The following is a 14326-nucleotide window of genomic DNA, read 5'->3' on the forward strand; positions in this document are numbered from 1 at the left end:
AAGAAGACGTCCTATGGTGACCATCCTTCATCTTACCCCCGCAGATTATCAGATTTCTACCTGGTCCGGTGGCCAAACCACCCAACTCTTCCTCTCTCCAAAAGAGGGAAGTTATCCAGATCGGAACTTTGACTTTCGCCTCTCTACTGCAACGGTGGAGGTTGAAAAAAGTGATTTTACCGATCTCACTGGCTACCACCGAATCTTGATGCCCCTGACATCATCGATTACACTCACCCATCAACAGAAAGAAGTGCTTTTGAAGCCATTTCAAAGCTACTTCTTTGACGGGGGAGATCCCGTATCTAGCCAAGGGACCTGCCAAGATTTTAATCTGATCTACAAACCTTCCTATCAGGGGCATATGAGTGCTATATCCCCAAAAGAGAGTGTCACGAGTCAGAGTCGCTATCAATTGATCTATGCTCTCTGTCCTCTCACACTCCAATTGGAAACAGGGCAATCCCAAACCCTCAAAACTCACGAGCTCCTGTTTATCGAACAAGCATCTCCTCTTCAAGAGATGACAATTACGTTTTCACCCCTTCAGTCTGGGAAGCAACCGATTGCTATCTGGACTGCGCTAAGATAATGTTTTAAAGGAGAGACATTATGAACGGAGCACATAAACAGTCGATTGAGGAACAAGAAAAAGCGAAATTCAGCTTTAGCGGTGCCACTCTATACGGTATCAATGCCGTGATTGGGTCTGGTATCTTCCTCTTGCCTCAAAAAATTTATGCCGGTTTAGGACCAGCTTCCCTAGCCGTCATGTTTGGAGTAGCTATTCTTGTCATGCTACTATCAGCCTGTCTGGCTGAAACGGCTGGCTACTTCGATAAAAACGGTGGAGCCATGCAGTACTCAAAAGCAGCTTTCGGAGACTTTGTAGGCTTTAACGTCGGGATCCTCGGATGGGCCGTTACCGTTATCGCTTGGGCTGCTATGCTGGCTGGTTTTGCTAAGATCTTCATCATTACCTTCCCAGCATTCGAAGGCTACAACCTACAGATTAGTATCGTTATGTTGGTTCTCTTGAGTCTTATGAACATCGCCGGTCTGAAAACATCGAAAATGTTCACACTGACAGCTACTGTTGCAAAATTAATCCCAATTGTCCTCTTCTCACTCTTCGCCATCTTCTTTATTCCTGGTGGAGTAAGCAAGGGCAACTTCACACCTTTCCTTCAACTGGAAAGTGGATCAAATCTCTTTAGTGCTATTTCTAGTACCGCTGTTTACATCTTCTATGGATTTATCGGATTCGAAACCATGTCCATCGTTGCAGGGGAAATGCGTAACCCTGAAAAGAACGTTCCTCGTGCTATCTTGGGATCCATCAGTATCGTCTCAGTTCTCTACATGTTGATCATCGCTGGAACAATCGCTATGCTTGGTGGAGGCATTATGGGAACCGAGGCACCAGTACAAGACGCATTTGTTAAAATGATTGGCCCTATCGGTGCCCCTCTTGTCTCCTATGGTGCTCTCATTTCAATCGCCGGTCTCAACATCGGTGAATCCATTATGGTTCCTCGTTTCGGTGCTGCCCTAGCAGACGAAAAACTCTTGCCAGCAGAACTTGGAAAAACAAACTCTAAGAATGCTCCTGTCATTGCCATTATCATTTCCGGTTTCTTTGCATTCTTACTCTTGTTATCTGGATCTTTCGAATCCTTAGCAACTTTCAGTGTTGTTTTCCGTTTCTTCCAATATATTCCGACTGCTTTGGCAGCGCTCAAACTCAGAAAAATGTACCCAGACAAAAAGGTTACTTTCCGAGTGCCATTTGGTCCTGTTATCCCAATCTTGGCTGTTGTCATCAGTATCTTGATGATTGCAGGGGACAATCTAATGAACTTTGTATGGGGAGCTATCGGTCTAGTAATCGCTAGTGGACTTTACTTTGTTTTCCACGGTGACAAACTAGCTAAAAAATAAAACAGTCCTCACCAATTCTATTTACACATTAGATGGGAACTTAGGCAGGAGCAAAGCATTCCTTTGCTCCCTAGCCCATCTAAGAAGCCACGAATATCAAACCTGAGCTCTTTTCTCTAAGACTTCTTTCAATCCTTCTAAGAATCATAGACAATGGGCCCACGTTTGGTATTCAAACCGAAGTAAACAAATCTACTTCTACAGAACAATTCATAATCGGAGGTTTTATATGACTCAATTGATTCATTTAGATGGTAACAGCTTAACACTGGAAGAGGTCATCGCCGTCGCTCGGCACGGTGCCCAATGTGAGTTAGACGAAGGAGCAAAAGAAGCTGTCATCGCATCTCGTAAAATTGTCGATGATATCGTCCGTGAAAAACGTGTTGTCTATGGTGTGACCACTGGATTTGGTTCCCTCTGTAATGTCAGCATTTCTCCTGAAGATACTGTCCAACTTCAAGAAAACTTGATTCGTACTCACGCATCTGGTTTTGGCGATCCACTTCCTGAAGATGCCGTTCGTGCTATTATGTTAATCCGTATTAACTCACTCTTAAAAGGTTATTCTGGCATTCGTCTATCAACCGTTGAAAAACTGTTAGAATTGCTCAACAAAGGAGTGACTCCTTATATTCCAGAAAAAGGTTCTCTTGGAGCATCTGGTGACCTCGCCCCTCTTTCTCACATGGTTCTCCCAATGTTGGGACTTGGACATGCCTACTACAAAGGTCAACTTTTGAGCGGTCAAGAAGCTCTCGACCAAGCTGGTATCGAAAAGATCCAATTGGCTGCCAAAGAAGGACTTGCCTTGATTAATGGTACAACGGTCCTAACCGGTATTGGAGCTCTTGCAACTTACGACGGTATTCAATTGCTCAAACTCTCTGATATTGCAGGTGCTCTCTCAATGGAAGTTCACAATGGTATTACCAGTCCATTTGAAGAAGACCTTCATACCATCCGTCCTCAAAGTGGACAATTGGCGACTGCTCGTAACATCCGTAACCTCCTTGAAGGAAGCAAAAATACCACTGTTGCGACTCAACAACGGGTACAAGATCCTTATACACTCCGTTGTATCCCTCAAATCCACGGAGCCAGCAAGGACTCTATTGCTTATGTGAAAACAAAAGTTGAAATCGAAATCAACTCTGTGACGGATAACCCAATCATCACCAAGGAAGGTCACGTCATTTCAGGAGGTAACTTCCACGGTGAACCAATGGCTCAACCATTTGACTTTTTGGGTATTGCCCTTTCTGAGATTGGTAACGTATCTGAACGTCGGGTAGAACGATTGGTCAACAGCCAACTCAGCAAATTGCCATCCTTCTTGGTCAAACACCCTGGCCTTAACTCAGGCTTCATGATTACGCAGTATGCTTGTGCATCCCTTGCATCTGAAAACAAAATCTTGTCTCACCCAGCTAGCGTAGACTCTATCCCATCTTGTGAAAACCAAGAGGACTTCGTCAGCATGGGAACTACAGCAGCTCGTAAAGCGGCTGAGATTCTTAAGAATTCACGCCGCATCGTTGCTACTGAAATCATGGCAGCTTGCCAAGCCTTGGATCTCAAACCAGAAAATCATGAACTTGGTAAAGGTACAAAACCAGCCTATGACATGATTCGCAGCAAGGTGGCCTTCATTGAATTTGACAAGGACATCGAAATCTTTGAAGAACTCAATAAGGCATCTGCTGTCGTTGAAAGTGAAGAATTCTTAGCAACCATCGAAAAAGCAGTTGACTTAAGCATTCAATACTGATACAGTAAGGATACAGCAAAAAAAGGCTGAGAAATTTTCTCAGCCTTTGCCTTTCTAGCCAAATACAAACAAACGGAGGCATGTAACGTGCTTAGAGATTATTACCCAATGACTTACAGTTATTACCAAGGCAGTATTGAAGACAATCCCTATACAGCCAAATGGGGAATGCTGACGAAGTTTTTGGATTTGAATGATGAAAGCTTGACTCCTTTTGAAGAAGTCACCTTTGGAATCCTTGGCTTTAAAAGCGATAAAGGAGTCTATATCAATAACGGTCGCGTCGGTGCTGTCGAAAGCCCAAACGCTATTCGAACCCAACTTGCCAAACTTCCTTGGCACTGGGGGACCAATGTCACAGTTTTTGATGTCGGGAATATCGATGGCCCCAATCGCTCTCTTGAAGATTTGCAAGAGAGTCTCTCTCAAACCATCAAACGAATGTTGGAGTTAAATATTCAACCAATCGTCCTTGGGGGAGGTCACGAAACAGCTTACGGCCACTATCTGGGCCTCAAATCCTCCTTGCAACCAGATGAACAATTGGCTGTCATCAATCTAGATGCTCACTTTGACCTGCGTCCCTATGACCAAACAGGTCCCAACTCTGGAACAGGATTTCGCCAAATGGCAGACCATGCAAAAAAAGAGAGCCAAGATTTCCCTTATTTAATCTTGGGCATTCAGGAACATAGCAACAACCTTTTCCTATTTAACTATGTGGCTAAGACACCAAGTATTGATTTCTTAACAGGACAAGACCTCTTCCGGATGACTCATCAAGCAATCCTTGATCGGATTGATCGCTTCTTAGAAAAACAAACAGCAGTCTACCTCTCTATTGATATGGACTGCTTTGCCGTCGGATCTGCCCCTGGCGTCAGCGCCATCCAGTCACTTGGGGTGGATCCAAAACTAGCCCTGATGCTACTCCAACACATTGCAGCCAGTGGTAAATTAGTTGGCTTTGATATCGTGGAAGTCTCCCCTCCTCATGATATTGACAACCACACCTCCAACCTTGCTGCGACCTTCATCTTTTACTTGACCCAAATCTTGGCTCAACAAAAATAGAAAACAAAACCTCTCTAACAATACAAAAGGCTTAGCAACATCCATCCCTAGGGCGTTGCTAAGCCTTTTTTCATTCTTCCTTTATGACGAAGGGAAGCAAAATTGATAAGCTGGAGAGAATACACTAGAGGTCTTTTAATCTTTTGAGGAAGGGACGGTCTCTATACGGAGTCAGATGTTGCTCTGCCAGTTTCTTGTAGTAGTCCTTATCTTCTTTCAAGAAAGCGCTCAAAGCAGGAAGCAATTGCTCTCCTTGCTCCTTCTGGGCCGCCAAGAAGGCTAAGAGATAACAAACCATCCCCTTGTCTCGCGCATTCGTCGTTTGCTTCATGGTTCCTTCTTTACGAGCCAGATAAGTTGCCACCTTCTCTTGCTCTCCAAAATGACAGGCGATTAAGGATTGATAAAATTCGAGCAATTCTTCCTTCCAAGGGAAGCGAACCCCGGACAAAACCTTTTGAGCCCTGTCAAAATAGAAGCGGGCTTGGACCAAATCTCTCTTCCAATAGTAGGCAATCCCAAGATCAATTTCAAACACCACTCGGACTGAATCAACAGATTGATCTCCCACCAAGCGTAGGACCTCTTCCAAATGGGTGACAGCTACTTGAAAATGCCCTCTCACTTGCTCTATTTCAGCCAGGTAGGCTAAAGATGCTGCAATTTGAATGGCATACTTGGCCTGCATGCTATTGGTCAGACTAAAGCAATCAATGGAGCGATAGAGGTGTCGGGTCGCCTGCTCCTCATCCCCTACCATCAAATGGTACAACCCCTTCAAGCGTAACTGAATCGCAATCGCTTCATGGTTGTTGGCCTGAATCGCATCTTCTAAAGCCAAATCTGTGTAATAGGCCATTTCAGAAATATTTTCTGTTTGAATACAATAATAAATGATTTGCCGGTACCCTTCTAAAAGAAAGTCGAGCCGTTTGAGTTCCCGCGCATAGGAGATGACCTTTTGAATATCATGAATCCCCTTTTGGTACTCACCACTTCGAATGAAGTAGCGCCCCTCTAGATACAAGTAGCGCAGTTGCAAATACTTGTAGTCTCTATCTTTTTGGTGTCGTGAAAAAAGCTGATCCAGTTCTCGACGAAGACGAGAGAGTTCCCCAAAAATGTCCAAATGGCTATTTTTCCCATCGGATACTCCCCCTTCTTCTCCCTTGGAGTATATTGGGAATAGTTCATGTTCTAGCTGGAGGATTTCTTCCAAGTAGGTCAGCTCAAAAGACAAGGAATGCAAGAGATTTTGGGACTGCTTATATTGGTAAGCTATTTCCTTATAGAAAAGCAGGTCTGTCGAATCTTCTAAGGTTTCTTCCAGTTTTTGCGCGATTTGTTGGTGGAAGAGACGCCGTCTAGCTGGTGACAGGAGTTGGTAGAAGTACATAGCTACCAATTGCTTGCAAAATTGGATTAAGAGATCCTCCCCTTCCTCCACTATTGAGATGATTCCTCTTTGAGCTAAAGGATCTAATAATGCAGTTAAAACAGAAAGATCTGTAGCTGTCAAATCGGCCAAGATAGACATGGAGATCGGCTTATGAAAACAAGACAAATAATGAAGAAGGGACTCCTCTTCACTGCTCAAGTCACCCAGCTCTTGAGACAGATAGGCTTGAATGATATCAGGTAAGGGCTCTAAACTTTCCTTCTCTTTCCACTCTTCTATATAGCTGGACAGCAAGAAGGGACTTCCTTCACTCCACTCCATCATTTGCTCGATCAGGGCTGGTTCTATCTGCCCCAGTTGCCCTTGCAAGAGTAATCGACTTTCCGTCGGATCAAAATTGGTCAACTCGAGCTGGGACAACCGTCTCTCGACTTTTAAACTCCCAAAGAAGGTGACCAAGAATTCCGGCAAGGGCCCTTCTGCTGTAACAATCAGTTGCCATCTTTCCCCGCTACTTTTCTCCTCCAATTGCTTTACTTTATTGAATGAGGCCGCATCCATCCACTGAGCATTTTCAAGCAGAATCAGGAGAGGTTTTTCTTGGCTGAGTCTTTGAAGGTGCTTCCGGACAGCAGGGAGATCGTCCGCTTTTCCTAGAGGAGAGACTTCTAGCTCTTCACTCACTTTCTCTAGGGAAGCTTTGAGGTCACCCCAGATTCCTCCTTCTTCTTTGCGACTGCCGACTTTGCCTTCCACCTTAACAAAGCTAAAACTGCGATTGGACATCAAGACCAATTGACGCATCAAACGTTTCTTGCCTGTTCCCGATTGCCCCATGACTAAGAGAGGGCCAATCGCTTCCCCCTTCTCTACTAAGGAGAGGTATTCTTCTAGTTGGGACAGTTCTTGTTTGCGACCAAAGAAAGGGAGTTCTCGGACATTCACACGATTGCTCTGTTTATGGGTGCGTTTAGCTTCCAAAACAGAATGATACAGTTCTTCTATCACTCGACTGGGACGAACATTCAGCTCACGATCCAATAAATCAACCAGCTTGTAATAGGTCTCAAAAAATTTCCCCAGCTGGTGATGGACTCTATAATACTCCATCAAGAGTTGGTAGTTCTTTTCTTCAAATTCATCCAGCTCTACTAAATGGTGGAGTAAGGACTCTATACCAGGATCCCCCAGCCCCTCTTTGTCAATCTTTTGATAACAGCTTTCAATATAGAGTTGCTTATAAGCGCTCCGTTTGCGAGAAGCCCACTGATCAAAGTCCTCATCATCCTTGACGTAGAAGCCTTCTAGAAAATCTCCCTGATAAAGATGTAAATTTCTTATCGGATCTCTTTCAAAGAGTTGAACATCCAAAGAAAAACTTAGCTCAGGATTCAGAGCTAGACTACTCCTACTGGGAGAGACGATGACATCCCCTTCAAAGATTTTATTGGCTTGGTAAACAGTATTCCGCAGATTTTTCCGGGCGACTTGATTTTCCTTGTCTCCCCATAAAATACCAGCAATTTCATCACGATTGACCTCGCCCGATACGGCTAAGTAATAAAATAAAGCCTCCATCTTCGAGAAAGAAAAACGGATGTCTTTCTGTTGGAAAACAACCTTAGGGGGTCCAAATAACTTCAACGTGAGTTCTCTCTTCATTGCAAGCGCCTCCAAAATCTTCATATTAATACTATAAAAAAAAAGTTGTCTTTTAGCAAGCAATTGGCCCAAGAAAAAAGAGACTGAGAAAAATTTTTCTCAATCTCTACAATTCCTTCTTAGACTGTTGATTAGATCACCTCTAAGTTTGGTTGATGATCAAATAAAGCTTTTGTTGCATGATGGACATGATAGGCTACATCTTCATTGTTCATGGTATAGAGATGGACACCTGCAACATCTTGTGTGACCAAATCTACGATTTGATCTACCGCATAAGCTAAACCAGCTGCACGAAGGGATTCTGGATCATGCTCATACTTATCAAGGATGGCTTTGAACTTCCGTGGGATATGAACATTTTCACAAGTTTTCAACAAGCGAAGGGCCTGGTTTCTGTTAAGAATTGGCATCACCCCTGCATGAATGGGAACATCAATTCCCGCTAAGATACACTTATCTTGAAAATCGTAGAAACGCTCATTGTCAAAGAAAAGCTGAGTCACTAGGCTTGAACATCCAGCATCCACTTTCTTTTTCAGATTTTGAATATCTGAAATTTGATTTGGAGAATCTGGGTGCCCTTCTGGGTAACAAGCACCGATTACATCAAAATGAGGAGCTTCTGTTTTAATAAATTCAATCAAATCCGTTGCATAACGAAAGTCTTTCAGAGGCTCCACACCTGGAATAATATCTCCACGAAGGGCCAAGATCCGATGAACTCCCACTTGATCTAAGTCATGAAGGGTATCTGCCACTTTTTCCTTACTCAGATAGATGGCAGGCAAGTGGGCAATGGTCGGAATAGACAATTCATTTTGAATATGATTGGCTAAGGCAACCGTCGTCTCTTTGATATTGTATTTGTTATTACTAGCTGTCACACTGATAAAGTGAGGAGCTAATTCCTGCATATTTTCCAAGGCACGTAAGAGCTTGGCATTGCCTACTTCAGGATTTGGAGGGAAAACCTCAAAGGAGAGCGACGGTGTTTGCTTAGTCATCAAATGTATTCCTTTCTTGATTGAGCATTTTTTTCTTTGCTATCGAGCAAGCTTAGGAATTTCTACTTGCCTTATAGCGCTTTACGAGCAGCTTTTGCCGCTTCTACAAGACGGATCAAGCTTTCTCTCGTTTCTTTGATACCACGTGTTTTCAAACCACAGTCTGGGTTGATCCATACTTTCTTACTTGGTACTTTCGCAAGGATGGCTTCGATGGTGTGGTCGATTTCGCCTTCGTTAGGCACACGAGGTGAGTGGATATCATATACTCCAGGCCCCACTTCTGTCTGGAAGTTTTGAGCTTTGAGTTCATCCAAGATTTCAAGGTTTGAACGGCTCGCTTCAAATGAGATCACGTCCGCATCCATGTTGTCGATAGCTGGGATGATATCTGTAAATTCTGAGTAACACATGTGAGTGTGGATTTGAGTATCAGGCGCTACTGTTGAGTGTACCAAGCGGAAGGCTGGAATAGCCCAGTCAAGGTAGTCTTCGTACCAGTCGCTACGACGGAGTGGCAATTTTTCACGAAGAGCAGCCTCGTCGATTTGGATAATCTTCACACCTGCAGCTTCAAGGTCAAGAACTTCTTCCTTGATAGCAAGAGCGATTTGAAGAGTCGAATCTTTGATAGAGATGTCTTCACGTGGGAATGACCAGTTAAGGATAGTAACAGGTCCAGTCAACATCCCTTTGACAGGTTTGTCCGTACGGCTTTGTGCATAGCTAGACCATTTAACAGTAATAGGGTTGAGACGAGTGACATCACCCCAGATGATTGGTGGTTTCACCCCACGCATACCGTATGATTGTACCCAACCATTCTTAGAGAAGAGGTAACCTGACAAGTTTTGACCGAAGTACTCAACCATGTCGTTCCGCTCGAATTCACCGTGTACAAGCACATCAAATCCAACTTCTTCTTGCCATTTGATCCATTCGTCGATGGTTTCAGCAAGGAAGGCATCGTATTCTTCTTGCGTCAATTCACCCTTACGGAAGGCCAAACGTTTAGCACGCACTTCCTTGGTTTGAGGGAATGAACCGATGGTTGTTGTTGGAAGGGCTGGAAGCTTGAAGGCTTCTTCTTGGATGGCTTCACGTTCAGCAAAGGCCGGCAAACGAGTGTAGTCTGCGTCTGTCAATCCAGCGATACGCGCGCGAAGTTCCGCATTTGCCCCGACACGTTCTGTTGCAAAGAGTTCTTTGTTGGCTGCAAGAGCTTGTTCACCTTGACCGTTGCGGATAGCATCCAAGTCACGGAGTTCTTCCAATTTTTCAACTGCAAAAGCAAAATGATTCAAGATAGCTGGTTCAAAGTCTTCGTTAGCAGTCGTAAATGGTACATGAAGCAGTGAGCAAGAAGTTGTCAAGACAACATTTTCAGCTGGAACTTGTTTCAAAATTTCCAAGCTTGCTTCGTAGTTATTACGCCAGATGTTCTTACCATTGACAATACCTGCATAAAGAGTCTTATCAGCTGGGAAGCCACCTTTCACAAGTTCAAGAGTTTTCTTCCCTTCAACAAAGTCAAGACCGATAGCATCTACTGGCAATTTCACAAGGTCAGCGTAGATGTCACGCACGTCACCAAAGTAAGTTTGGATCAAGACCTCAAGACCTTTTTTGTCAGCCAAGAGTTTGTTGTAGAGGTTTAAGAAGAGTGCTTTTTCTTCAGCTGTCAAGTCTTTGACAAGAGCTGCTTCATCCAGTTGAATACGAGTTGCACCAAGCTCTGCCAATTTAGCAAAAACATCTTGGTAAGCAGCCACTAAGCTATCTACGAAGTCTTCTGCTTTCACGCCTTCTTCAAAGTCTGACAATTGAAGGAAAGTGAATGGTCCAACCACAACTGGGCGAGTGTCAAGACCCAATTCTTTGGCTTCTTGGTACTCATCAAAAATCTTGTGACCAGCCAATTTGACTTCTGTTGTTTTTTCAAATTTTGGAACGATATAGTGGTAGTTGGTGTTGAACCATTTCTTCATTGGAAGAGCACGCACATCCCCTTTTTCACCTTGGTAACCACGCGCCAAAGCAAAGTAGCGTTCAAGGTCAGACAAGTCCAAATTTTGAACCGACTCAGGAACCACGTTGAAAAGGAAGGCTGCATCTAGGAAGTTGTCATAATGTGAAAAGTCATTTGATGGGATTTCAGTGATGCCTTTTTCTTTGACAATGTTCCAGTGTTTGGCACGCAATTCTTTTGCAGCACCCAACAAATCTTCAGCTGTAATTTCGTTTCTAAAATATTTCTCAGTTGTAAATTTTAGTTCGCGGAATTCACCCAAACGAGGGAATCCAATAATTGTAGTTGACATGTTTTGTCCTCCAAAAATTCAAGTTGAGTCTATCTTATCAGAAGAAGCACCTTCTGTATAATTGCTTTTCAATGGTTTACGATATAGCCAGAAACTATAACCTTATAGATCAAGGGTTTTCCCCTCTTGTCATTCACCAGAACTAATAGTCCTTATAAAAAATAACTATAAGCTTTCTACCAGACAGGCCCAGACCCCTCCCATTCGTCAGTCCTAGTCTTCTCAAAAACAAAAAAAGAAGCTATCCGCTTCTTTTTATTAGGAACTTATGCTCTAGTTTGTTGCACACAGAAAGCATCCCAAGGCTCCAATACCTTCTTCTCTTTGACCTGCTCTACTTCTGTATTGCTAATGAGGACAGACTGGTAGTCTTCCTCCAGTTCAAAACTCTGGATTTGGCTAGACAGATTGACCACAATCAAATAGCGCTGGTCCCCGTCTACACGTTGGTAGGCAAAGACTTGATCTGCTGTATCAAGTAGCTCAAAATCTGCAGAAATCAACCAGTCTTGTTCCTTACGGAGAGCAATCAATTGCTGATAGGTATAAAAAATGGATGAAGGGTCGGCCAAAGCCGCTTCTACATTGATTTCCTGATAGTTTGGATTGACGACTAGCCAAGGGTGACCGGTCGTAAATCCAGCCTGTGACTGATTGGACCACTGCATAAGAGTCCGAGCATTGTCACGGCCAATATGCCGGATCTGGTCCATAATGGTGTCGAGGTCTACTCCCTTTTCTAGACTTTCCTTGGCATAGTTAATAGACTCAATATCCTCGATTTCGTCTAGGCTCTTAAAAGGATAGTTGGTCATGCCAATCTCTTCTCCCTGGTAGATATAAGGCGTCCCTCTCATCAAATGAAGAAGAATGGCTAAAGCCTTAGCGGACTTCACCCGGTAGGCTTGGTCAGCTCCCCAGGCAGAAACAACACGAGGAAGGTCATGGTTGTTCCAAAAGAGGGAGTTCCAGCCTTCGTCCATGCCCAGTTCTGTCTGCCACTTATTGAATATGTCTTTCAGCTTAGGAACATTGAGCTTCTTTGCATAGCGCCATTTGGGCTGACCTTCTTGGAATAGAAGCCCGATGTGTTCAAATTGAAAGACCATTGACAATTCCTCATTGTCAGGACCAGAGTATTGCTTGGCAATCTCAGGTGTAGCTCCCCAAGTCTCCCCAACCGTCAACAAATCCTTATCTCCGAAGGTTGCTCGATTCATTTCTTTCAGATAGGGGTGGAGCATAGGACCATTGGCTACGATCTTCTGATCCGGAATTTTCCCAATCATGTCGATGACATCCATCCGAAAACCACCGATCCCCTTGTCAATCCAAAAATTCATCATGTCGTAAATCTTCTGCCGAAGGCTCTCATTTTCCCAATTCAGGTCCGGTTGCTTCTTACTAAAGAAGTGCAAATAATACTGCTGGGAAGCTGGATCAAATTCCCAAGCTGAACCACTGAAGTTCGAGAGAAGATCATTGGGTTGGTCCCTCCAAATATAGTAGTCCCGCTCTGGACTGTTTGGATTTTCTTTCGCTTCGATAAACCAATCATGCTCATCCGATGTATGGTTGACCACCAAATCCATAATAATCTTAATATCGCGCTTTTGCCCTTCCGCAATCAGCTTCTCCATATCCTCCATGGTCCCAAAGATAGAAGCAATATCCTCATAATCAGATATGTCATAGCCATTATCATCCATAGGACTTTGCTAAACAGGAGACAGCCAAATGGCCATAATGCCTAATTTCTCCAAATAATCCAGCTTACTGATGATCCCCTTGAGGTCACCAATTCCATCCCCATTGCTATCTAAAAAACTCTTGGGATAGATTTGATAAATCACAGCATCATGCCACTATTTTTTCTTCATGTACTTCTCCTTTTTGATTTCACTTGTAATCCCTTTCATCATAACCAAACTTGAAAGGAATTGCAACTCTTAGTGGATCTATCAGTCTCCTTTAAAATAAAAAAAAGAAGTCACTTTAGAAGACCTCCTTTTTTATCCTTCTCACCCTCTTTTCATTTTGCCAATTGTGATAAGAGAGCATGGCCAATCCAAAGAGATGGCTTCCAAACAAGGGCACCACAAAAATCAGCTTGCCTCTGTCTGGATAAGAAAGCGGGAGATTGCTAAAACCATAGCGAGCCCACTCGATGAAGATCGGATGCGAAAAGTAAAGTGCCATACTCATCTGTTTTAAATACTGTAAGTCATAAGATTTTAAAAAGGACGATTTTAGGCAAGCATTGACCAAATAGACCGTCACAAAAGGAAGGAGCAAGAAAAAGTTCTTATCCATTCCTTCATGTTGAAAAATAACTACGCCTTCTAAACAGAGGAAACCAAAAGTCAGAGCAACCTTTTGCCAACGGTGAACCCTAAAATTTTGTGAATGAAAATGATCAAACAGATAGTAACCCATATAGATAAAAATAGGCGTGTAAAAGAATCCATTTCGAGCAGTGAAAAATAAGTTGCTGTAGAGCTGGTATCCCTTGAGAAGACTCGTGGTATCCAGATAAGCCGAATAGGTCTCAACCAAGCCCCAGCAATAGAGGAGCAAGCTGATCACCCCCTCCCAAACCATGCCCAAGCGTTTGACCAGTTGATTGACCAAAAACAAACCTAGCAAAAAAGCTGGGATATACCAGAGTTGGTAACACATCCCCAAATAGACCAGAGCGATGAGGACGCCAGCTAGAAAGAGAGATACTGGGAGGTTGAGACTAGAAAAAAAAGAACCAGGCATATGGAAGATAGACACAACTCCAAAATAAATAAGTTTTTATGATTTTGACCAGATAGGCCTTCATTTTCCTCGAATCCCTTAGTGATTGCTTGAGGAAAAAGCTAGCACAGACGATAAAAAATGGTACCGCCATCCTTCCCAGGATGCTCTTAAGAGCAAAATGCACCGGCTCATAGGAAGTTAAGCGACCACTATGAACCATAATCACTGCAATCGCAAAAAGGTATTGAAAGAGACTTATCGTGGAGGTGTTATAAAGGGGATTCTTTTTCATGTCCGACTCCTTGCCAAATGCAGATTCTATGGTTATTTTAGCATGAAAGGTAAGGGCAAGCAAGGAATCTTTGGATCCTTATCTACCTTTTTCCCTTTATTTTTGATATACTCA

Annotated in this window: 8 protein-coding genes and 1 pseudogene; 4 read left to right on the forward strand and 5 right to left on the reverse strand. The window is 43.4% G+C overall.

Annotated elements, in window-relative coordinates:
- The first annotated feature begins 13 nt into the window (after window positions 1–13).
- The 4 genes from N596_RS05390 to hutG all read left to right on the forward strand — a co-directional run bounded on the left by N596_RS05390 (window position 14) and on the right by hutG (window position 4786).
- A complete protein-coding gene (locus N596_RS05390) occupies window positions 14–592 on the forward strand; it encodes a HutD/Ves family protein (RefSeq protein ID WP_023027216.1) in 579 nt (192 codons plus the stop codon).
- Window positions 593–612: 20 nt separating this feature from the next.
- A complete protein-coding gene (locus N596_RS05395) occupies window positions 613–1941 on the forward strand; it encodes an APC family permease (RefSeq protein ID WP_023027217.1) in 1329 nt (442 codons plus the stop codon).
- 229 nt (window positions 1942–2170) lie between these two features.
- On the forward strand, window positions 2171–3712 hold the full coding sequence (hutH, locus tag N596_RS05400) for a histidine ammonia-lyase (protein ID WP_023027218.1): 1542 nt from the start codon (window positions 2171–2173) through the stop codon (window positions 3710–3712).
- An 87-nt stretch (window positions 3713–3799) separates the two neighbouring features.
- Window positions 3800–4786, forward strand: coding sequence for a formimidoylglutamase (hutG, locus tag N596_RS05405; RefSeq protein ID WP_042361220.1), 987 nt, complete (start codon window positions 3800–3802; stop codon window positions 4784–4786).
- Between the two features lie 124 nt (window positions 4787–4910).
- Here the strand turns inward: hutG and N596_RS05410 are convergent, their stop codons facing one another.
- The 5 genes and pseudogenes from N596_RS05410 to N596_RS05430 form a co-directional block, all read right to left on the reverse strand.
- Window positions 4911–7847 (reverse strand): ATP-binding protein, encoded by a 2937-nt coding sequence (locus N596_RS05410; RefSeq protein WP_042361222.1) that lies wholly within the window; start codon window positions 7845–7847, stop codon window positions 4911–4913.
- 131 nt (window positions 7848–7978) lie between these two features.
- Complete coding sequence (gene metF, locus N596_RS05415) at window positions 7979–8854, reverse strand: methylenetetrahydrofolate reductase [NAD(P)H] (protein ID WP_023027221.1); 876 nt, start codon at window positions 8852–8854, stop codon at window positions 7979–7981.
- A gap of 71 nt (window positions 8855–8925) precedes the next feature.
- Complete coding sequence (metE, locus tag N596_RS05420) at window positions 8926–11175, reverse strand: 5-methyltetrahydropteroyltriglutamate--homocysteine S-methyltransferase (protein WP_023027222.1); 2250 nt, start codon at window positions 11173–11175, stop codon at window positions 8926–8928.
- A 266-nt stretch (window positions 11176–11441) separates the two neighbouring features.
- Window positions 11442–13028 (reverse strand): annotated as a pseudogene (locus N596_RS05425) (glycoside hydrolase family 13 protein).
- Between the two features lie 142 nt (window positions 13029–13170).
- A complete protein-coding gene (locus tag N596_RS05430) occupies window positions 13171–13938 on the reverse strand; it encodes an acyltransferase (RefSeq protein WP_258025861.1) in 768 nt (255 codons plus the stop codon).
- Between the last annotated feature and the right edge of the window lie 388 nt (window positions 13939–14326).

The sequence above is a fragment of the Streptococcus ilei genome (assembly GCF_000479335.1).
In the GTDB taxonomy this organism is placed as follows: Bacteria; Bacillota; Bacilli; order Lactobacillales; family Streptococcaceae; genus Streptococcus; species Streptococcus ilei.